Below are 20983 nucleotides of genomic sequence, written 5' to 3' on the forward strand. Positions count from 1 at the left end.
ACAAACATGAAGATCAAGCAACTTGCGGTGGCGTTGGCCGCTGCGCTCGTCCTGTCCGCTTGCGGGGGCAAGCCGTCCAACGGGGATGCCAAGCAAGCGCTTTCCACGCTTCTTCAGCAAAGCGGTGCGGGGGAGGTGGCTGACATCCAGGACTTCGAGATTTCCGGATGCACGAAAGCGGACGGAATGGATGGGTATCGCTGCGATACTCGTGGCACCTTCACCATCAGCGTCATGGGGCGCACCGCTCCCCTCCCGGTCAACAAGAACTTCCGCTACGCCAAGGTCGATGGCAGCTGGCGCGCATACGCGCAATGACTCCAAAGGCGAAGACCTCCGAAAGGTAAGCGGCGCGCAGAAGTGTTTCCAGCCGGGTAATCAAGCCTTATCGGCTCTTGTCAGTTTGCCAGGATGAAATAGGATGAGGTAATTCGATAGAAATGGAGGGGGCAATGACCTACACGCCGCAACAGCAAAGCAGATCCAGTCACATGCAATGGGGTTTGTTGGCTCCAGCCACCGTCATTTTGGGTGGTGCGGGATTGGTCTTCCTTGGAGGTGCCCAAGAGCACGCGCAGAACGGTGCTTCTGGCTGGGGGGTCGCCTTGGCTTTGTCGGCAGCGTTTGGTATCTGGGGGCTGTTAGCCTTTCTCTACGTGCTCAACTGGCGGGCCGCGGGTGTCCGAGCCGCAATGGCCGTGAACCCCTTTATCCGCCCCCGTAAGGGCGGGTTCTTGAAGGGTGCCATCATCGGCACGCTGTTTGTTGTAGTCCTCCAGATAGCCAGTGTGCTCATTGGATTATTTTATCCTGGTCTCGAGCAGGGGGAGCGCAATTTCTTCTTCTCGGTTCCGACCTTTTACCTGACTGCCCTCTACACGGTTTTTCCGATCGCTCCTGTCTTGGGTGGGATTGTGGGAAAGCTCTGGCGATCCACCAGCATTTGACAAGAAAATGTGATTGTCAGGGCAAGAAGCCCCCGAAAGGGGGCTTTTTTGTGCCCAGCGAAAAGCATCTGAAAAGCACCACTTGGCGGTGGAAAGCCCATCGCCTTCGGCGCGGGTTCGATGTTAGGAATATTTGCTTCCCAAGGCCGCAGATTTTCACTTTAGTCAAGAAAAGATCCATGGATCGCATGGACAAAATCGCATGGCGATCTACCTTGAAATGGTAGGAGGCAATCACGCCTTCCGAAACCATCAAGGAAATCGACATGAAAATTCATCACCTCGTCAGCGACGGAATCCAAGCGGTCGCCATCACCCAATCTGCATCGAGTGGCGGTGGTTACGCTCACCCGGTGAAGCTCTCCACCATTCGCTTCGATGTAAAAGACGCCGAAGCGGTGTTCCATGAGCTCAACAAGTCTGGCCATCGTCACGAGAAGACGTTCGAAGTGATCGAGCGCTGGGATGCTGATGCTCGCAACCAGGGTCCGAACTCGAAGTTCGGTCGAACCCTCGCCGCTCTGGTGGACGAGGCGCGGGACCACCTGAAAGGGTCAGTGATCTACGAGGCCAAGGACATGTCGCAGGAAACCATGGGCGCGCTTAAGGCGCGTTCTACGCAGGCCAAGCTTTCGCAGGCGCTTCCTGCCGCCAGCGGTCCGAGCATGGTCATCGGCGGCCAGGTGTGGAGCCCGCGCGTAGAAGCGCAGAAGGAAACGCCAGTGGCCAGTCAGGAAGTCCCCCAGCAGCGCATGCGCCTCTAAACGCATCCATCCCCACAATCAGGAGAACCCACATGAACGTCCAGATCGCCCAATCGATGAACAACGCCAACGATGACCAGGAGCGCTACGCCATCCTGGCCGGCTTCGCCCGCGGCAACGACGAGTTTCGCACCAAAGGTGCTGCAGAAGAACTGGTGGACGCGCTCTACTACGCGGGCGCCGCATTCAACCGCTGGAAGGCTATCGCCACGGTCCGCGAAGCCGCGGCGGCTTGAATCATGAGACGCTCAGCGAATGCTCCAATCCCTGTTGGAGAGAAAATCCCTCCGCGAAAGATTGTTGTTGACGGTCATCGTGAGGGTGGATGGACACCAGGAGTCTTTCTGGTTGTTGACGAAGATCGGTGCAACCCGAATTTCGTGATGTTCTCTGGAGCAGACGCAAACGAACGTTCGGAAAGCTTTGCCGCCGAGCGCAATCGGGCACTAGGCCTGGAGGATTACTGATGCTGTCCCTGCGCAACCCCCGCCTGGACAACCCCATGGGGCGTTTACCGACGTCCTTCATCAACGCCCGCGATGCCGACGAGGTCCGGCGGTTGGCCGAGCATCACGGTATCCCGTTCAACGAAGCCGTGCGACAGATTGTGACGCTCTACTTCCGCCAGCCATTCCCACTTTCAAGCAAGCGAATGGGCGACAGCAAGACCGACCGGTTGCCCGAGATGGTGGCCCCGCGCCACATTGTCGAAGGCATTGCTGTTCTGGCGTCTTCGTTGGGCCACACCCGCGGCGAAGTGTTGCGTCAGATCATTCGGGGCACGTTGAGGAAGCACCGTGGCCGTGATTGATCGCACCCCGCCACCGCCCGGCAGCCCCAGCGCGGAACTGATTCACGCGTGTATCGAGGGCAACCTGGTGGGGGTGCTCGAGGCGCTCCGCAATGGAGCGAACCCCAACGCATGGCGGGAGAACGAGGGCCCAGCCATCCACTCAGCGCTGGCCTGGCCGCGCATCGTTGAAGCCCTGATCGAAGCGGGGGCGGAACCTCACGCGCGCAACTTCTGGAGTGAACGGCCGCTGGAAAAGCTCGCAGCGGACTACCAGTCCAGCGAGCATCCGGTGGAGCGGGGGCGCATGGAGCAGACGGCACGGCTGCTGATGAGGCTTGGCGGCAACGCCTACCGCGCCAGCCCGTTCTGGCGGACAGGAACCCTGCGCGATGCAATGCCCAAGGTGGTGGCGAAAGTGGAAGCGGAACTGCGGCAGGAGTTGCTGCAGGACAGGCTGGTGACCGTAGCCTACACGCCGACGGTAAGCCGGCCGCGTCTTTAAGCAAGAGCAACTGCACGACGCCGCCACCGGCCGCTGCGCGCCCGGCGATCTGAGAAGCGAACGATGGAGAAAGGGAAGCAACGCCTTCGTCGCATTTTCGATGTTAGGAATATTTGCGTGAGATTCAGCAGTTCTTGATTTTAGTCTTGAAAAGATCCATTGCAGCAATGGACATTTTCATGAGGCGATCTACCTTGGAGTCATAGGGACGCAACAACGCCGACCGGACAACAAGGGAATTCCACCATGAACATCAAGACCTACACCCCCGCCGAAGCCCTCCATGCCGCCATTGCTGAAGGTTGCATCGAAATTGCCAGCGGCGTCCATTTGAGCTCTCAGGAGAACATCGTCGCGGATCAGGTCGATTGGATGCAGGAGGGTGAAAAGGTGCATGACTTCACCCAAGCCCCGTTCTGGATCACCGCCGACGATGGCCAGGTCCAACCGGTTTATGGCGAAGACGACGAGGGCCTGATTGACGTCCTCGCCAACGCCTAACCGACAACGCTACCAGGACCGACAGCCATGACCCTCTCCATTCTCTTCTCCCTCGCCCCCATCGTGCTGCCCGTGAGCGTTCTGCTCGGGGCTCGCATCTCGGACACCATCGAGAACGCCGCCTGGGCGGTCTGAGGTCACCATGGCAGCTCGGCACTACTACTTTGCTTATGAGCGCACCGATGGCGAGGTGTGCTACCTGCCCAAACTTCTGCACGAGGGCATCCAGCGCTATCCCCACACCATCGGGCACTACCACCTGACGCAATGGCTGGGCGTGAGCAAACTGCTGACGCCCGAGCAATACAAAGCCATGGGGTGGATGGGCACGAACCGCCAGATGGCCAGGCGCGTGGCCGCAGCGTAACAATGATTCGTTGTGGCTTACTTCTCTCCGACTCGACTTTTCCCAAGGTTGAGATACACCAGAGGGATGACCACGACCACCCTCAAGACCATCGCCGATGCCCTGGCCCCGTTCGACCTGCACGACCGCGAGGGCTTGGCCGACCGCGTCCATGCCATCCTGCCAGATGAAGAGCTCCACCCCGCGGAGCTGCTTGCCAAAGCGGTGGAGCATTGCCAGGCCCCCGTCGTGGGCACCTGCAGCTTCCAAGACCTGGTGTGGCGGATTGGGCCCCATCCCTACGGCTTGCCATGGGTCAACGTCCATCTCCACCGAGAGGGGGATGACGATTGGACGGCCTTCGGTGCAGTGGCCCCGCACTCGCCCGAATCCCTTCAGCGGGAGTTTCAGGACGCGCTGCCTCACAGTGCGATGGTCACGGACTACCTCGAAGAGCAGCTGAATGACGAGGACCGCGAAGACGCATGGCAGCGCATGGCCCAGGACGCCCACGCAATGGGCCAGCGGCTGAACGACGCGGCCACCATTCGGGCCGAATGCGGTGCCCAGTCCATGCTTCACGATGCCATCGCGGCGGGTGATCGGAGCGTGTCCTCCGCTGCCATCCAGCTGGGCGCTGGGCTGAACCGGCCCGATAAGAACGGAAACACCGCTATGCATCGGGCGGTGCTCGCCGGATACTCATCGTTCATTCCGTGGCTGGTGGAGAACGGCGCGTGGGTAGACGCGGTGAACTTCGAGGGCCGCACTCCGTTGCACCTTGCGGCAGCACGCCACGACAAGGCGTCGTGCATCGAACTGCTGGAAACTGGCGCCGACATGGATCGCGTCGATGTGACCGGAAGGACACCCGCTGACTTGGCACGGGGTAAGGCGCGGCAGCGCGATCGCGGGTTTGGCTTTTAGTCGAAGAGTCAACAGCAACAACAGCAACAGCGGCTGAAAAGCATCCCATGGCGGGGAAGGCACCACGCCTTCGGCGCGAAAGCGTTGTTATGAAAAAGTGCGAAGTGAAAGCCGCAGAATTTCACTTTAGTCAAGAAAGTGTCCATGAAATCCATGGACAATTCGGTATGGCGATCTACCTTGAAATCGTAGGGGGGGGCATTCGCGCCGACCCACCCACGATTAGGAAGCCACCATGATCAAGCAACCACGACCCAGCCGGACCACCCTCGAACACTTCGCTCAGCGCCTTGGCTACGAACTGCGACGGGCTTCAGGGCCAAACCAGGTGTGGAGCGACGGCAATCAACCCGGGCCCAACCGCTGGGCGATTGTTTGCCCTCGCACTCGGCGCTTCGTCAGGGGCCTGGGAACGCTTCAGGATGTTGCGTTCTGGCTCGACGAAAGGGAGATCTTGGCGGCCCACCAATGATCGCGATGAACCGGTTGTTCTCCTTTCAGGGGAGGAAATCCACGGTCTCCCCAAATCAGCGGCTGATCGCTTCGTGCGAAGTCAGGGCTAATCCAAATCGCGGAAGTTTGGTTCGTCAGGCGCTGGCCGCAGGTGCGGATCCCGATTGCGACATTGACGACTACAAGTATCCAACCCTCTTGATTCATGAGGTCATTTGTCAGGGCGACGAGACGGAGGTTGACTTTGAGGTAATGGATATGCTGATCGACGCCGGCGCCGACCTGTATGTGGAAATGCCGCATACAACTGGGGAGGGCGCCTTTGGTTTCGCTGTTTCCCAAGGTCGATACAAGGTCGCACGCCACCTCATTGCCCGTGGAGTGGATGTGAACCGTCACAATGCCTTCTGGAACTTTCTTGCCTACGAACGGGATTACGATAGTCGAGACGTCGAAATGGCAAGGGCCATGGTGATGGCGGGCGGGGATTGTAGTCCTGAGCTGATTGCCTTCATGAGGGAGCAGCTGCCTGGCCATTACCTAACCGATACAGAGAATTTCTGGGAACCAGGAGCGCCTACGATGATCGACTTGCTCCTCCAGTGGGCGGCAGAGAAGCGGGCGGCCGATCTACAACAAGTGCTACTGACCTTGCAAGAACAGCCGATGATGGCGAAACCCCGTCTCTGACTTCTCCATGAAACGTGTGCGTCGAAGTTGTCTCACTTACTGACACGCTGGCGGGGCACAATGGGTTCATGAATCAGTCCGCCGTTCCAGATCCCTACCAGTCCTTCCTTTGCGCCCCGGCCTACGGCCTGTTGCTCGGGCAGACCACCTGTCATTTCTGCCACGCCCAGACCCCCACGGTGGCGGTGTGGGTGCCGTCTTTCGAAGAGAGTGACGAAGATGGCCTGGTGGACCAAGGGGAGGGCGCCTTGCTGCGTTACATCGAGCACCTCGACGACGGCGTCCTGGCCTTTGTGACCAGCCACGCCCCCTGGCTTCGCTACGCCTCCACGCGGACCTCCGGCCAGACCTACCTTGCCCACCACTGCACCACGTGTGGGGCACTTCAGGGCGATCATTACGTCTTTTCCCCGGATGGTCCGTATTGGCCGCAAGACGACGTTGACCTTGCGCGCCTGACGTTCGTTCATGGCCTTGGCCCACTCACCGCTCGGGCATCGGCGGGGCAGAGCGGTTGGATGGACCGCGTTCCTCAAGTCTGCTCCCAGGCCTGAAAGAATCCTTGCTTCAACTCCGAATCGGTGTGCCGCACACGGCACGTCATCAAGGCCTCGTGCGCTCCGCGCGGCCCCATCGCCCGCCTTCTCCGGTCAAGGGCCATTCCAGGGCCCGTGTCCTCGCTGCGCTGCGGGCCGCACCAGCCCTTCCATTTCCTCGCTTGACCGCGTCGTGCGGTGGGGCAGTGGGTTTCCCATTCCAAGTCATCCGGACCGGATGCCCTGGACCGGGCCATTACTCACCAGCGAGGAAACAACATGTTCGAGCCTTCCGATCTCATCCATTCCTACACCCGCGCCCAAGCGATTGAGGACGGCGTCCTGGTGGACGTGTCCGACGTGGCGAAGGAAGCAGGCTTCAAGCTGCCCGTGGCCATCACCCACGCCGCATGGGCACGCTACGTGGAAGTGCCCGCGGGGCTGGAGCTGCGGGGGCAGTCCGTGGAGGGCCGGCTCTGGGACGTGCTCTTCCTGCTTCACGTGGCGATCCAGCGCGAGAGCAGCAACACGTCCGAGATCCACTACCAGCTGTTGGTGGCCATGCCCGATGGTGGCGACTGGCAGCCCAACGAAGCAATTCCGGATGATCGCTCGGGCCTGACCCGGTCGACGCACCGGCTGGTCACCCTGAAAGCCTTGTGCGGGCCGGGGGACAACCTGGAACCCGTGGTGACGATCTTGCTGCCACGCGAGGATTGACGAGGGGGCCGGGAAACCGGCCCTATTCGTTCTCCGTAACGGGTCCCGCGGCTACCATGGTGGGACGACAAGGGAGGGGGGTAGGGGATGGAGAAGTTCAGCTGGAAACGGATTCCGTTGGCGCAGAGCGAGAAGCTGGGGCCGCTGGTCCCCGATGCCTTGCCCATTCTTCTCCGGTGGGCCAAGGAGGGCGACGATCACACCTACACCGACCTGGCCCGTGAGCTCCACGACCGCAACGGCCATTCCATCAAGCACGTCCTGAACTACGGACGAGTGGCAGGTGGGGTGGCACAGGCCATCGAATGGTTGAGCAAGCAATGGGGGGAGCCCATTCCTCCCCTGCATGCCATCGTGATCAACAAGAACAAGGGTGTTCCGGGTGACGGGGCGGTGACCATTGTTCCGGCGTTTTTCGTTGGCAAGCCCATGGCGACAGAAGAGGATCGCAAGGCACAGTTCGAAGAAGCCAAGCAGGATGTCTTCACCTATCCCCACTGGGACCGGGTCGCCCGCGCCCTGGGGGCTCCCATCCTGGAGCCTGACAGGGGAGAGAAACCCCAGGACGAGGCGCAGCGCGTCATCCCTCTGCCGAAGGTCCAGCAGGGTGGTGGTCCTGAAAGCGACGAGCACATTGCATTGAAGAAGTGGGTGGCACACCATCCCGAAGAGTTCGTGGACTACGGTCACTTCCCCGCAGGCACCAATGAAAAGATTTTGAGTTCTGGTGACCGGTTGGATGCGCACTTTGACAATGGCAGGCATCGCCTGGCGGTGGAAGTGAAAACCAGCCGGTGTAGCGAGGACGAGCTCCAGCGGGGCGTCTACCAGGCGGTGAAGTATCGGGCCATCGTTCGGGCCGAGCAGAAAGCGATCCGCCACGTGCCCAACGGGGAGGCTGTCCTGGTCTGCACGCGCGCGCCCAGCAGTGAAACTCGGGCCCTCATCCAGCGCTTGCATGTTCGGTTTCAGCAGGTTCCGCTGGAAGCTGAAAAATCTTGATCTACGAGCCTGTCGGCCGCTGCGCTGCCGGTGATCTGAATCTCAATTACATTGAATATCGGCGTAGCAGCCGATCTGGTAATCCGGAAAGTGGTGAATTGTGCCACCTGACCCTATCGAAGCGCCGGCGCAGAGAGCACGAGCTTGTTGGTCAAGAGATGACAACGCGTAATTGGTTTCGGACCAACAAGATTCACTCACGACAGTGTAGTTTCCAGTCGATACGCATTGGGTGCGATAGCCGAACTGGTTCTCCATTCCGCCGCCCCAGTTGGTGTATTCGCTCAGCGAGTAATAGGCGCCAGGGGAAAGCGGTTGAGTGGGGATCGAGCTGCGGCAGGCGTGGAAGGCACTCTGGTCTGTGATCCCGCTGCGGCCGCCCCAGGCGGCATTGCACCCGCCACCCCGGCCGTCGTCGTAGGAAACTGTTTCACCGTCCAGGTTCCCGAAATTGGGGGCCAGCGAGTAAACGTCCGTGACCCATGAACAGGACGGGCCGGTGATGGGAATGCAGGTGTTGCTCGCAGTGGTCCATGAACCGATGGCCGACCATCCCGACCACGTCGACCAAGGATTCCAGGCAAACGACCCTGTCACGGTGGGGCAATAGGCAGATCGAGAACGCGTGCGTTGCTCCTGGCGTGTCCTGGTGATTTCGCCCTGCTGACCCGCAGGACAACCAAGCCGTTGCGTGGTGGTCCGGGTCTCTGCTTCAGACTGCGTGCTAGGAGTTGGTAGAGTGCACGCTGGCGTGGAAGGATGGCAATCCCCATTGTCTACGAACACCCCCGGTGTGCCGTCCCACACCCACCCGGTGTTCGTCGGGGAACCCGTGGGGCTTGGACAAGTCCAGGTGCGGCGTTCTCCGGTGGTCCAGTTGCTTCCCGTGCCGGTCCACCCCGCAGGACACGATGCCTTGTAAGGCGCCGGGCGCCACTCCGGTGCTGGGGCGAAGCAAGCCTGAGCGCATGTGTTGCTGATAGAGGTCCATGCGTTCCATGAGCCCATCCCGCTGCATACGAATGTGCGCTGCTGGCCAATCGAACCCAGTTGGCCACTCGGACAGGCCACGGTCCGACTTTCAGGCCCAGGGCAGGGCGTGCAAGTGTTGCTGGTGTCCGTCCACGGTCCTGCCGTGGTGGAGCCCGCCCACGCTTCGTAAACCGAGGGGTCGGGCCCGCAGTGGTGACGGCGCGACTGGAAGACTTGGCCGACCGATCCCGCAGGGCAGTTCACGGTTCGGGTCTCCGAACTCTCCACGCACGCCGCCACGGTGGTGGGCGGAGGGAGTGGAGGTGTGGCCGGAGGCGCGGGCGGCGTGACCGGAACAACTGGTGTGGCCATCGGCGGCGCAACCGGTGCTGGCGGTGGAGGGGGGAGTGAAGGAGCTGAACTGATGGGGCCCACGGGAGCTGCGGGACCCACTGGCCCAGCAGGGCCCACGGGACCGCCCAAGGGAGGAGAGCCGGGTGGGGTGGTTGAGGTCGGGATGGGGGGGAGCTGCAGCGGTGAGGCCGCCACCGCAGCTCCCGCCACCAGCCCGGTGTGGTAGACGAACGAAATGCGACCATCGCCTTCCGCGCATGCATCGGTCAGTGCTTGAAGGTCCAGGCGCCCCCCGTGGTTGCGAATCACCGAAACGTCGGAAACCTGGATGTCCCACGGGTCGCGCGCGTTGACGGCTACGAAGTCGGCGCAGGAGCGCGCGGGCACCTGGTGGTGGACAATGAAGAAGCCATCGCCGAAGCGAGTCACCGTGTAGGGCTCGACGGTCACCGAACCGCCCCAGGCGTTGGTCAGCAAACCCTCGCCATCGGTCAGCCGGGTGGGGGCGAGGCCATCGCGCACGAGCGCGTCGGCGCTGACGCCTGCGAAGGTGCCCAGCAATCCGAAGGAGTTCTCCACCCGTGTGGACAGCTCGCGCAGGTTGTCGCTCTCCTCCGACACCTTCGACTTTGCGGACACGTGCGCATAACTCACGAACGCGACGACGGAGAGCACGGTCAGCCCGGCCAGGGTTAGCAAGGTCTCCACCATGCCGAAGCCCAGCGCAGAGCGAACCCCGCTGGAAAGGCGAGAGGGGGAGGGATGTCTGTGCAGAGAAGGAAATGTCGTCATGCATTTCAGCATGCGATGCACTGGTGGTTTGGCAAGTCCCTGTTTTAGTCAGACTTTCTGCAATTTACCCCCTTGACTCGACCTGTCGGTGTGGTTGCATGGGGTTAAGCCGATTAAAAGAGTGGGACGTCCTACTCATAAACGGTCAAGCCTAAACCGACAGGAATCACCCCATGCACCAAATCTTACTGACCGTGCTCCAACCCCGCTCGGGCTTGTTCATGAGCGCTGCCAACGAGCCTTGCCGAGGCTACGTTGAAGCCGCCCACATCCCCAACTCGAAGCGCCACCGGCTGGTTCGTCTGGCCAAAGAGAAAGCCCACTTCGAGCAGAAGAGCCGGAGGGAGGCGAAATGGAAATGAGCACCCTCAACCCCAAAGAGCGCTTCGCCCGCGAGCTCCACGCCGCGGTCCAGGCCAACAACCCGTTTCTGCTGCGCCACTTGGTGCGCCGCATCCATCAGGCCCGCATCGACGCCTGGACGTCAGGGGACGACAACGCCATCTTTCCGTCCCTTGATGCCCCGGTGAGCCTGCAGGGCATCACCGCTTTCCACTTGGCCTGCATGGGGTGGAAGGCGTATCGCGACAGTCCGCACTTGGCGTATGGGTTCGACCAGATGGCACTCATCCTGGCCGCCGCGGGCGCGGACCCCTTCGCCGAATACCGTATCGGCAATCAGCGCCGAACGATCTTCGAGGAACTGGGTCGCGAGCTGCCCCCGTCGCTGAAAACCTGGATGGCCGAGCAGCCGTTCGATCTCCACGCCTCACCTTCGGAAACGGTGATCACCCAGCGGACGCTGCCCCCCGTCAGAGATGGCGTGAGGTCGCCCCGGAAGTGCGCTGAGTTCAAGGGACTTCGTCCGACGGCTTAACGGCTAAAAGGTTTGCAAAAACATGCACTTGCGTTGTGATTGACACTCTGTAGAGTCGGTTGGGCTATCCCTACCTACTCATGCGAACGGAGTTTCCCAATGCGCTTGTGCTGCTTTTCCTTGAAAGGAGGTGTCGGCCGCACCACGATGGCCCTCAACCTGGCCGGGTGCTATGCCCGTGACCCCAGGCTGCGTGTGCTGGTCAACGACCGGGACCCCCAGGGCGGCGCCAGCGCCTTTGCGGCCCTGTCCGATGAAACCCCGTTCTCGGTGGGCCGTTCGCGCTCGCCGGGTTTCAACATCGAGATCACCGACACCCCGCCCAGGCTCCCGGACAATGAGGTGATCCCCGAGGCCGACCTCTACCTCGTCCCCACGTTGCTGGATGGGGCCAGCTTCCTCATCTTCCTTCGGACGGTGGAGGTGCTGGAGAAGAAGGGCAAGCGTTATCTGCCCATCGCCAATCGGGTCAACAAGGATAGAGCCTCCCACCGTCGCCGGCTCGAGCATCCCAAGATGGCCGGAGCAGTTCTTGTGCGTGACAGGGCGCTGATCGCGGACTGCTACGAGCAGGGCCAGACGGTGTTCGACGCTGCCGACCGGTGGGCACTGAAAGCCCAGGAAGAGATCCACGGGTTGGCCGTGAAGGTGCACCACACCCTCAAGCGTGACGGCAAGGGGAGGGCTGCGGCATGATGGATCTTCCTTTGGTGTCTCTCCCAGACCTACCCATGGCCACTCGCAAAGCTCCCGCCAAGAAGGCGACGAAAAAGACTGCCAAGCGCACGCTGGATGACGTCAAGGACGTCACTCACGCCAAAGCATCGCGCACGAGCACGAAAGAAGAGCCGGCGATCGGACACATTCCCGAGCACATCCTGCTGGGGCCGGGCGATTACCCCGAGCGGAAGTCCTACTTCGACTACGACGACAGCCAGCGGGCGGGCACGGTGGGTGGCAAGCGGGTTCACATGGTCATGCCCCGATCGGTCACCCTCCACGATTACCGCCGGCGCGAGGATGGCCTGCGCCACCACCGGGCCATGGTGACGATCCCACCGAAACTCCGGGAGAACATTGCCAAGCTGTTCGGCTACGAGGACTCCGAGGACGCCGGCCGGGAAGTGGCCCTGACCACCGCGATGGTGGCGCTGGCGGACTACGCTGCGGCCACGCTCATCAAGGAGAAGACCCTGCTGATCGTGAGCTCGCCGGCAGACGAGCACGCCGAGGAACGGAAAGCCGCCAGGGTGGCCGTGCGGAACCGGGGCAAGGCCAAGAACGGGAAGATCTACTGACCCTCACCCAGTTCTGACAATTCAGTTCCGGCGGCACGCTGCTTCAGTGCTTGCCTGGACATCCTGGGCGGGGCCGTCAGCGTCAATTCCTTCCCATCGAGGGAACGGTAGAACGGATCGTCCACCCCCGCGCTCACGTAAACGATCAGGTCAGGCCCGATGGTCAGCAACCCGGCATCGAAGAGGGCGTGGATGTCCTTTCTCAGTAGCAAGCCGTTGCTCAATGCGTTGGTGGAAGCCCCGTTGTAAGGAACGATATGGGCGGCGTCGATGACGCTGGCCTGGGCTGTCCCCGTCACCATGCACACCGCCCCATAGTGGGCGACAAGGCGCTTTCGGAACTCCGCTTGTCCTTCCCGAATCACCCGTAGAACTTGCTGCACGCGCTTGCCCTCGGCCGCCACGGCTTCCTCGGTCGGGGGCAATGGCTCCTCCACCGTCAACCGTCCGTTCTCTTCCAGCACTCCCCGGAGGGCTTGGATGGCCTCGTGGGACAGGAACTCGGCCGCTGGCCGCAACTGGGGATCGATCCCGGCCCGGTGGCGTATCTCGGCCAACAACAGGGCGGCGTCTTCGAGGTAAGTCAGCTTTTCACGGCGCATGCCCCAGAGCTGGTTCAGTTCGTTCAGACCCCAGGTGTTCAACGCCAGTCGGACTTCCCCAGAGCTCATCCTGCGGGCGCGATTGCCCTTCGCAAGGTTCTGCCGCACGAGGTATTCCTGGAGCTCCGGGGGATCCGTCAGCTCGTCATTGTCGATGGTGAAGAGGCTGCGGTAGGGCTGCTGAGACGCTTTTCGCTGCTCCTCCCGGCGCTGCCGCCGTTCGGCGCGCCACTTCGCGATCCGTTCTTTCTCGCTGTCCATGCCAGTGTCTGGGATTGAAAACGGATCCATGGTAGTGGAAGCCAAGCCGGGTTTCTCTTCAGGCCGTGGGAGTTGGTGCAGGGCACACACGCTTGCGGGCTTTCAACCAGGCCTGCGCCAGATCATCCACGTCAGCCTGCAGGGCCGTCCGCTCCCCCGGCAGCCATGGCCGAACCTGACCGGCGTCCACTGCGGCATCCCGAAGTTCCAGCCGACGGCGGGCTTCCAGCCACCTCGCTTTCGTTTCCGCCTCCCTCGACGCTCGCCGCTTCTCCCGCATGCGCACCGAGCCGGCCTTCTCGCTGTATGACCTGATCTGCCCATCGAGTGCAGACGGCCACGGAGTCTCATGGGCGCCACTGCGCCGCTGGCGCACCTGGCGCAAGGTCGGATACTGGGCCTTCCAACTGTTCAAACCGATCCGCTCGCCGTCGGCGGCGTTGTCCGGGCTCAGGTCGATGACCAGGGCGTGGTGCCCGATGAGCTGCCATACAGCGGCTTGAAAAACTTCTCCCGGCACGTCGAAGCCCACCACCTCCACATGCTCCATCCACCGGGCTTGGTGCACCTGGCGCAGCAGCCCAGCGGCATCGTTTCGGGCCGTGAGGGTCCGCTGGCCCGACGGCCATCCAACGAACCATCGGTTCTCATGGCGTTCGACGTATACGACAAAGCGGGGATGCTTCCAGCGTTCCCGTAGGAGGGCCAGCACGGTTCGGTCTTTTGCGTAGGGGCCCGCAGACGTCAGGTGATTGTCCGAGCGGTGCAGCACGGCCACTCGGGCTTCCTTCAGGGCGTTCAGGTGGTCGGCGGGCACCCGGCCTGCCAACTCTTCCCAGGCTAAGAGATCGCGCGCGGCGCGTTCAACCGCACACGCCTTGCAGGCCATCCGCAAATTTGACGGTTCGACGGGGCCGCCCTGGTTGAACGGAACGAGGGGTGACAGACCCCACGACTGCCGCCGGCTCAGGTCGATGGGCGAGCAGCAGAACACACACGTCGGGTTGTCTTGTCGCCGCAGTAGGTCAATGGCCCACCGGGGGTTATCGGCAGCACGGGCGCGGTGTTTCTCCAGCACCCGTTGGGCGAATGCCTGGAAGTCGGAGGTGGTCATGGGGTTGCCTCCAACGAACGGAAAGCGATCCGGAGTGGGGTGTCATAGATGGGGCGCGAGCACCTCATCAGCTCCTTCAATGGATTGACTAAAACGATAAGGCGCGCGGAATTCCCAGCTATGTTTCGGGTTGCAAGGGTGACTGCTCTCGTGTGACTAAAACGACCGGTGCGGTGCATCCAGCGTCCCCAAATTGGTTTGACTAAAACGATTGCCTCACCGGTTTTCGAGCGCAGCGCCGATGGGTTGCGGTGGTCACGGACGAGGGTTGGCCGGCGAGAAGAAACGGGTGGCCGAACGAACGCAACTGGCTTTCCGTGCGAGGGGCCACGGAACGCGAGAGGGGCAGGGGAGCGTGGGGTCTGGTAAGGCATGGCGTGAACGTGGGGAGAGATGAACCGGTGGGGGATGCACCACCAATACCTCTGCACTGGGGAATCGCAAGGGGTGGCGAAAAGCAACGGCAACAGCTTCGCGTCGGTTGAAGCAGTGTCGGCCCAGGCACCGAAGCAGAAGCCTGGAGGGTGTCCTGGACTCGTCATACACATGACGCACTGAAGTGGGTGTGCGCTTCGCGCCCAGAAATCGGCATCACGCCTGGCTAATTCTCAATGCAATCAAGGCCTGACCTTGTCACCAGTCAATGGAGACAGGGTCGGAGCTTGTTAGGGCGTTTCGCCCATGTTTTTCAGGCTCCTGCGGTGGGGCCTTGCCAACTCGCGGATTCCAGGTATCGGTGGAGTAATCCCGAAACGGAGTTACTCGACCCATGGCGTTCGTTCGTCAAAACGTAAACCTCGACCCAGAGCAACTGAAGTTGGCGCGTCGTCTTGCAGGTGAGAGCGGTGTTCCGTTCAACGCATACGTTCGCGATGCAGTGGAGCGCCACAACGCGGGCGTCACTTTGACGGCGGCGCTGGAGAACTCGAACGCCCACCTGGAGCTTCTGCTCGATCAGCTCCGCGAGGAGAACGCAACCCTGCGCCGCTCTCTCCAGCAAGACCACCAACAGCTTCGCGACGAGATGAGGGCCGAGCAGGCCCAAGCCATTCAGAACTACGAAGACGTGCTGCGTCGTGTCCTGACATCGCTCTCCCAACACCCCGCCAGGAGCACCGGTGCGGCCAAGGCGCCCGCACCCAATCCCATGCTCGCCCCCCGCGCCTGACTTCCTCCCCCACGTATAGGAGATCCATCCCATGAAACGTTCCACCCTCCCCATCACCCTTTGCCTGATCGCCTGCCTGCCGATGGCAATGCCGCTGCAGGTCATGGCTCAGTCCAACCCGTCGGAGGCGGTCGCTTCCAGTGAGGAGAAGCCCACGACCGACAAGAGGCGCGTCTTCAAGGCCGGTGGCATCGGCTGCGTCGCCGGCGGCGCCCTGGCTTACCTGACCGGCAAGAAGGACCGAGCCGTTGCCGCATGCGCCGCGGGTGCGGCCGTGGGTGCCACTGCGTCCTACGTGAAGCAGCAGCGTGAGCACGCCCAGGAGGCAGCTGAGGCCGCGCGTGCCGCTGGCATGAAGGCCGAAGTCGTCACGAAGACCGAGACGGTCGAAGGCAAGCAAGAGACGGTGCTGGATTCGCTGCGTTTGAACTACAACCCCGCCGACATGAAGCGTCTGGACAGCGACACCCAGGCGTTCCTGGACAAGTTCGCCGGCTTGCTGACCAAGTCGACCAACGGGCTCACGGTCGTGTTCCAGGGCGCCGACAAGGCCGCCTGCCAGGTGCCCATTGTGGAGCTGGCCAAGCGCGGTGCGCTGTCGAAGGTGACGGTGGACGACCGCTGCGGCAGGGGCGAGCACGTGATCGTCGTCACCCCGGTTCCCGACGTTCGCTGATACCGATTGCCCGGGTGTCTTGCGATACCCGGGCTTCCTTCCCCCATTTCCAGGAGAACCCATGACCCCCGAAGAACTGATCCGCAAGCGGAAGCGCGATGAGCTGTTGAAGCGCGCCAACGCGGCCCAGACCACCGCGCCATCGGTGGAGGATAAGCTGGTGTCCGACAACACCAAGGAAGCCCTTAAAGCCGCCGGTCACTGGGCCGGGGTCATCGGCAAGCGCGCCGCCGAGCTGACCCAGAAGGGGGCGGCTGCCGCAGCGGAGAAGGCAAGGGACGTCAAGGCGACCGTTGACGCCAGACTAGCCAAGGCCGCGGAAGAGCGAGTTGAAGCTACGGAAGAAGGTGGGTCGAGCACCACGACGGTCCAAGCGGCTGAAGTTGAGGTGGCGACAAAGTTCTTGAAGAGCGAACGAGCGGGTTCTCTCGTGACGGACGGAATGGCTCATGACCTTGTGCTTGTTGATGGGGAGGTGTGTGAGGGCAATGCACCCACCGACGAAATGGCATCCGAGGACGTGGTCGAAGCGTTGTCCGTCCAGGAGCCCGCCGCAATTCCCGGCGAAGCAGGTGCGGTTGAGGTGGGCGAAGCGGTTCTCGTCGAAGCCCAGACTGAACAATTGCAGGTTGTGGAAGTGCCTGGATTGGCACCGGAGGTGGGCGCTGTATCGGACCAGCCAGCAGATGGTGTCGAAGAGCCTCAGGTGACCGATGACGTTTCGATTGGGCAGAGCGAGCTGTCTCTCGGTGCTGTTGAGGAGCCTAGTCACTCACCGGACGCCACGGCTCCAGAGGGGCCGCAGGTGTCCCTGCAATCTAGGCTCCACTCTCGTTGGCCCTGGGTCGTGGGTGGCGTGGTGGCGGTGGTATTGGTCGCTGGGGTGCTCTACGCCCTGCAAGAGAAGAACGACCAGCCGCTGCCGAGCGCGTCCGCTCCCGTGGCACCGGTTGCCGCTCCGGTGGTTCCCGAACTGGTGCCCGAGGTGGTGGAAGCTCCCGTGGTCGCGCCCGCGCCAGCAGTGATTCCAGAGCAGGCCAGGCCAGTGTCCACGATCGCGAAACCCGAGCCTGTCGCCGCTCCCACGGCGACGGTGTCCGCGCCGAAAGAGACTCAGCCCAAGCCTTCGCCGAAACGTGCGTCTGCCCCGTTGCCAAAGAATGCCCCCGCACCAGCTGCCGAGCAGAAGAACGATTGGCAGCAGAAGGCGAGCGATGACCTCGACGCTTGGGCGGAGAAATCCGGCATCAAGTGATCCCCCTTGCCAACTCACGGATTCGATCTAGAAAGAAGTGACCTACTCATCATTCAAGGGGGAAACATGTTCCAGTGGCTGTTCACGCAATACCGGGAACCCGGAAAGATCCACTTCGGTTCGAAGTGGATGAACCTTCATGGGCGACTGCTCATTGGTAGCCCGGAGTCGCTGGGCATGGGGCACCTGACGGAAGCCGTGAGGCGTTCGTTCTACTACTTGCGCGCCGATCGCGTGCCGCCGGTTGAAAACGACGCGGCCTACGAGGCCTGGACCAAGGATCGGCTCTACGCGAGCCAGGTGGAGCAGGTGGCTGAGCGCTGGGTAGCCCAGGCGGGCTTCCTGGTGATCGCGCCGTTGTGCGCCGTGCTCGCCGTCCTGTCGCACTGGCTTGGCAACTAAGGGAGGAACAAGACCATGGCATTGAACATCAACATTCTGAGCGCCATCGACTGGACGAGTGGCCTGGGACGCAAGTTCCGCCGCAAGGAAGGCGAGGCCGCAACCATCCGCGAAACCATCATCGTTCAATCGAACGCACAGTTCGAAAACCTGGTGGGGCGCTTCGATCTGAGCGACCGTGTGCGCAGCCGAGTCCTGGACGTTCCTTCAGAGGACACCCAACTGGCTGCCGAGTGCGGCGCCGTGTGGAACGAGGAGAAGAGCGCGTTCTTGGTCCCCGAAGGGAAGAGCGAGGACGACTTTCAGGAGTGGTGGCCCAAGGTCCCAGACGACCTGCGCGACAGCCAATCCCGCATCACTATCACCAAGGACGGCCGCCGGGCTGAAGGCTTCCTCCAGGGCAACGACATGGGGCAGGGCAATGACAGCATTGCCACGCCGCTGATGTATCTAGCGTTCCCCGCGATCGGGGCGCTGACGCTGTTCCTGGTCTCGTGGATCGGCTGGGCGGGCTGGGCCTTCCTGCTGACGAGCATTCCCTACTTCATCGCCCTGAAGCAGGGCGAGAGCATGAAGGAAGCACTCAAAGCGCTGGTGCTCCTCCAGTGGATCCCGATGGGCATGGCGGGCATGTCAAAGTTCAGCGCTCTAGGAGTCGGAGGTGCGGCAGCGGGTTCGGCTGGGCTCCAGGCTTACATGGCTTTCTTCACCAAGGCCGCGGTCATCGGCTTTGGCCTGGTGGGTGTGATCTTCGTGGTCTGCCTGGTGGCCGCCGCTTCCCATCCCCACCGCGGCGTCATCGGCGGCACCGCCGCCCGGTTCATCCAGGCGATGAAGTGGGTGGGCATCATTCTGGGCGCGCTCCTGGTTGCCAAGGTTCTGCCCTGGGGCCTGGGTGATGCTGTGCCTTTCGTGCTGGCCTGCATGTATGCCATGCAGTTCACCGAGGGCAACTTCGTCCAGACCGGTGCTCGCCTCTGCCTGCAGAACAACGACAACAACTTGGGCACCCAAGGGGCCTTGGTCAACTCGCACGTGAAGGCGCGTGAGCAGCAGGCTCAGAACGCGCTGAATGACACGACGCCGCTGATCACGATCGGCCGCGCCACCGGCCATCTCACCGACAAGGGTTACGGCTATTCTCCTGACAAGCGGACGATCATGAGGCTGTCCTTGCGTGACCTGACTCAAGGCCTGATCGTCTTTGGCATGCCCGGAACGGGCAAGTCATACAGCATCCTGCGCCCGATTGCGCGCCGCTATCGGCGGGCGGTAGAGGCCATTGCACGGAAGGCTGGCAAGAAGGGAATGGCGGGTGGTGCACTGATCGCTGATGGAAAGGACGGGGCCATCATCTCCGACCTGGAGGATTTGTTCGACATCGTGGTGAAGCCGGGTCTGGCCGTCGGTCCTTATGAGGGATTGGAGCCGGATCAGATCGTGAAGGCGTTGCGTGGTGCGTCCGGTGGCGTCGTGGATGAAAAGTCCAAGTTGTGGTCCGACGGTGGCGATGCGTTCATCTACCACACCGGAATCATCTTGAAGGCCTTGGTCGAGCACGAGAAAACCTACCGTGCTTGGTGCATGGCCAAGCTCGATGGGTTGGAAGAATCCCAGCTGCTCCTGAAACTCGAAGAGCGCAAGCTCCGCAAACTTGGCCAGAACACCACCGAAGTGGAAGAACGGTTGGCGGAGGTGGTCCAGGAAATGGGTCTCTACTCCTGCGTGGTGGATTCTGATCGTGGCTGGGCCTACACCCCCTTGCACCACGCCAAGCTTCTGTCCAACGTCGAGCGAGTGATTCCCACCGGGACGATCCCCAAGCCCAACCCGAAGATCATGGAAGTGATCAAGTATCTGGGACTGGAAGAGCCGGACAACAGCCTGGATGAAGAAGGGCGTGCGACGCATGCCGCGTATCTGAACGCTTACCGGAAGCGCCAGCAGAACGAGCCGCAAACGATCCACCCGGATCTGAAACGTCCCATGTCGCAGCTTCAGAGCTCCCTGGAGTGGGCGCTGCTGGAAGTTCCGGCCATGAACGCCGAACAACGGCAGTCGTTCACGCTGAACTCCCGTGGTCTGCTGGAGAAGCTGTTGCGGGGTGAGAAGCTGCGCGACGCCAACGACATCCCCTGGCACTCGATCGAGAAGGGTGAGGTGGACGTGTCCAAGGCACTTTATGGCGAGATGGTGGGCCTGTTCCTGCCGCCTACCCAATACGGCGACGCGGGCGAGATGATGATGCGTCTGCTCAAGCAGCGGGTGATGAATGGCATCAAGGCCCGCGGTGCGCACGGTGACAAGTGGCGGCAAGCATTGCCAGGCCAGGTGGAGGTCATGCTGATGATGGATGAGGCCCACCTGTTGCTTACGGCCGACGACACGGACATGTTCTCCATTTCACGCTCGTTGGGCCTGATGCCCGTGTTGGCAACCCAAGGGTTCGAGAGTCTGGAGGATGCATTTGGCAGTCGCACGAAAGCTGAGCTTCTAGCGAACCTCATGCAATCGGTTGGCGCGCTGAGGTGCTCTTTCAACACCGTGGAGTATCTGATCAAGCGGTTCGGCCAAGCCATGCTGACGACCTTCAAGCAAAAGACGCGCGGCATCGACTACAAGGGTGGCCTGGAAAACTACCGTCACTCGGTCCTCAACGATCCGAACCACCCCCATGCGGCCGTCTTCGACAAGATGCGCCTGGAAGGTGCGGGCCGCCTGACCGCCTTGCGTGTGGATCCGGCCACGGGTCGCCGCTGGAGGATCGGCGCGGAGGACGTCATTGGTCAGGACGAGCTGGCCCGTGACATCGACATGCCCACTGGTGGGAAGCGGGAAGTCCAGCCTCTCTTCGGGCCTGAGGAGTATCAGGCCCTGCTGGAGCCCCGCGGCCACGCCATCGTTGCCTTGAACCGCGCCGGTCACAAGCGCATCGACCTGGCCGAGCTGGTTCCGGATCTGGACTGACGGAGAGCGGCAAGGGGGTTCGCCCCCTTGCCAATCCGCCGATTTGATCAACTCTCGATGTATC

Annotated in this window: 24 protein-coding genes; 21 read left to right on the forward strand and 3 right to left on the reverse strand. The window is 61.9% G+C overall.

The window, feature by feature from the left end; translation table 11 throughout:
- Positions 1–6 precede the first annotated feature (6 nt).
- The 13 genes from AC5P9I_RS09895 (at position 7) to AC5P9I_RS09955 (ending at position 8181) form a co-directional block, all read left to right on the forward strand.
- A complete protein-coding gene (locus tag AC5P9I_RS09895; RefSeq protein WP_277434258.1) occupies positions 7–318 on the forward strand; it encodes a hypothetical protein in 312 nt (103 codons plus the stop codon).
- Between the two features lie 134 nt (positions 319–452).
- Positions 453–947: an ABC transporter permease gene (locus tag AC5P9I_RS09900; protein WP_495217204.1), complete on the forward strand. Its 495-nt coding sequence runs from the start codon at positions 453–455 to the stop codon at positions 945–947.
- A 266-nt stretch (positions 948–1213) separates the two neighbouring features.
- A complete protein-coding gene (locus AC5P9I_RS09905; RefSeq protein ID WP_481527106.1) occupies positions 1214–1711 on the forward strand; it encodes a hypothetical protein in 498 nt (165 codons plus the stop codon).
- A 32-nt stretch (positions 1712–1743) separates the two neighbouring features.
- Positions 1744–1947 (forward strand): hypothetical protein, encoded by a 204-nt coding sequence (locus AC5P9I_RS09910; RefSeq protein WP_481527105.1) that lies wholly within the window; start codon positions 1744–1746, stop codon positions 1945–1947.
- Between the two features lie 230 nt (positions 1948–2177).
- A complete protein-coding gene (locus AC5P9I_RS09915; RefSeq protein WP_481527104.1) occupies positions 2178–2522 on the forward strand; it encodes a hypothetical protein in 345 nt (114 codons plus the stop codon).
- Positions 2509–3006 (forward strand): ankyrin repeat domain-containing protein, encoded by a 498-nt coding sequence (locus tag AC5P9I_RS09920; RefSeq protein ID WP_481527103.1) that lies wholly within the window; start codon positions 2509–2511, stop codon positions 3004–3006. Before AC5P9I_RS09915 ends, AC5P9I_RS09920 begins: the two co-directional genes overlap by 14 nt.
- A 246-nt stretch (positions 3007–3252) precedes the next feature.
- A complete protein-coding gene (locus tag AC5P9I_RS09925) occupies positions 3253–3507 on the forward strand; it encodes a hypothetical protein (RefSeq protein ID WP_481527102.1) in 255 nt (84 codons plus the stop codon).
- Between the two features lie 142 nt (positions 3508–3649).
- Positions 3650–3874, forward strand: a complete 225-nt coding sequence (locus AC5P9I_RS09930) for a hypothetical protein (protein ID WP_481527101.1) — start codon at positions 3650–3652, stop codon at positions 3872–3874.
- A gap of 66 nt (positions 3875–3940) precedes the next feature.
- A complete protein-coding gene (locus AC5P9I_RS09935) occupies positions 3941–4780 on the forward strand; it encodes an ankyrin repeat domain-containing protein (protein ID WP_481527100.1) in 840 nt (279 codons plus the stop codon).
- A 477-nt stretch (positions 4781–5257) separates the two neighbouring features.
- Entirely contained in the window at positions 5258–5923 is a 666-nt protein-coding gene (locus AC5P9I_RS09940) for a hypothetical protein (protein ID WP_495223778.1), read from the forward strand.
- 68 nt (positions 5924–5991) lie between these two features.
- Positions 5992–6477, forward strand: a complete 486-nt coding sequence (locus AC5P9I_RS09945) for a hypothetical protein (protein WP_481527098.1) — start codon at positions 5992–5994, stop codon at positions 6475–6477.
- 261 nt (positions 6478–6738) lie between these two features.
- A complete protein-coding gene (locus tag AC5P9I_RS09950) occupies positions 6739–7179 on the forward strand; it encodes a DUF6573 family protein (RefSeq protein ID WP_481527097.1) in 441 nt (146 codons plus the stop codon).
- A gap of 87 nt (positions 7180–7266) precedes the next feature.
- Positions 7267–8181: a hypothetical protein gene (locus tag AC5P9I_RS09955; protein ID WP_495217205.1), complete on the forward strand. Its 915-nt coding sequence runs from the start codon at positions 7267–7269 to the stop codon at positions 8179–8181.
- A gap of 42 nt (positions 8182–8223) precedes the next feature.
- On the opposite strand, the gene AC5P9I_RS09960 is transcribed toward AC5P9I_RS09955, so the two are convergent.
- Positions 8224–10311 carry a type 4 pilus major pilin gene (locus AC5P9I_RS09960; RefSeq protein ID WP_495217206.1) on the reverse strand — a complete coding sequence of 696 codons (2088 nt, stop codon included), beginning with the start codon at positions 10309–10311 and terminating at the stop codon, positions 8224–8226.
- 346 nt (positions 10312–10657) lie between these two features.
- Here AC5P9I_RS09960 and AC5P9I_RS09965 point away from each other — a divergent pair, with 346 nt between their 5' ends.
- From AC5P9I_RS09965 to AC5P9I_RS09975, 3 genes are all read left to right on the forward strand, one after another.
- Positions 10658–11176 (forward strand): hypothetical protein, encoded by a 519-nt coding sequence (locus tag AC5P9I_RS09965; RefSeq protein WP_481527093.1) that lies wholly within the window; start codon positions 10658–10660, stop codon positions 11174–11176.
- Positions 11177–11275: 99 nt separating this feature from the next.
- Positions 11276–11872 carry a ParA family protein gene (locus AC5P9I_RS09970; RefSeq protein ID WP_495217207.1) on the forward strand — a complete coding sequence of 199 codons (597 nt, stop codon included), beginning with the start codon at positions 11276–11278 and terminating at the stop codon, positions 11870–11872.
- A 35-nt stretch (positions 11873–11907) separates the two neighbouring features.
- The gene (locus AC5P9I_RS09975) at positions 11908–12474 is read left to right on the forward strand and encodes a hypothetical protein (protein ID WP_495217208.1); all 567 of its coding nucleotides are present in this window, start codon (positions 11908–11910) and stop codon (positions 12472–12474) included.
- Here the strand turns inward: AC5P9I_RS09975 and AC5P9I_RS09980 are convergent.
- The gene (locus AC5P9I_RS09980; protein ID WP_481527090.1) at positions 12468–13337 is read right to left on the reverse strand and encodes an HNH endonuclease; all 870 of its coding nucleotides are present in this window, start codon (positions 13335–13337) and stop codon (positions 12468–12470) included. The genes AC5P9I_RS09975 and AC5P9I_RS09980 overlap by 7 nt on opposite strands.
- 58 nt (positions 13338–13395) lie before the next feature.
- Positions 13396–14451 carry a hypothetical protein gene (locus tag AC5P9I_RS09985; protein ID WP_481527089.1) on the reverse strand — a complete coding sequence of 352 codons (1056 nt, stop codon included), beginning with the start codon at positions 14449–14451 and terminating at the stop codon, positions 13396–13398.
- A 769-nt stretch (positions 14452–15220) separates the two neighbouring features.
- Here AC5P9I_RS09985 and AC5P9I_RS09990 point away from each other — a divergent pair.
- From AC5P9I_RS09990 to AC5P9I_RS10010, 5 genes are all read left to right on the forward strand, one after another.
- Positions 15221–15619 carry a hypothetical protein gene (locus tag AC5P9I_RS09990; protein ID WP_481527088.1) on the forward strand — a complete coding sequence of 133 codons (399 nt, stop codon included), beginning with the start codon at positions 15221–15223 and terminating at the stop codon, positions 15617–15619.
- A gap of 31 nt (positions 15620–15650) precedes the next feature.
- Complete coding sequence (locus AC5P9I_RS09995; RefSeq protein WP_481527087.1) at positions 15651–16295, forward strand: hypothetical protein; 645 nt, start codon at positions 15651–15653, stop codon at positions 16293–16295.
- A 61-nt stretch (positions 16296–16356) separates the two neighbouring features.
- Positions 16357–17550, forward strand: coding sequence for a hypothetical protein (locus tag AC5P9I_RS10000; RefSeq protein ID WP_481527086.1), 1194 nt, complete (start codon positions 16357–16359; stop codon positions 17548–17550).
- 66 nt (positions 17551–17616) lie between these two features.
- Entirely contained in the window at positions 17617–17952 is a 336-nt protein-coding gene (locus AC5P9I_RS10005) for a hypothetical protein (protein WP_481527085.1), read from the forward strand.
- 15 nt (positions 17953–17967) lie between these two features.
- Positions 17968–20919 (forward strand): TraM recognition domain-containing protein, encoded by a 2952-nt coding sequence (locus AC5P9I_RS10010; RefSeq protein ID WP_481527084.1) that lies wholly within the window; start codon positions 17968–17970, stop codon positions 20917–20919.
- Positions 20920–20983 lie beyond the last annotated feature (64 nt).

The sequence above is a fragment of the Stenotrophomonas sp. YJH_SMC_29 genome, from assembly GCF_059371235.1.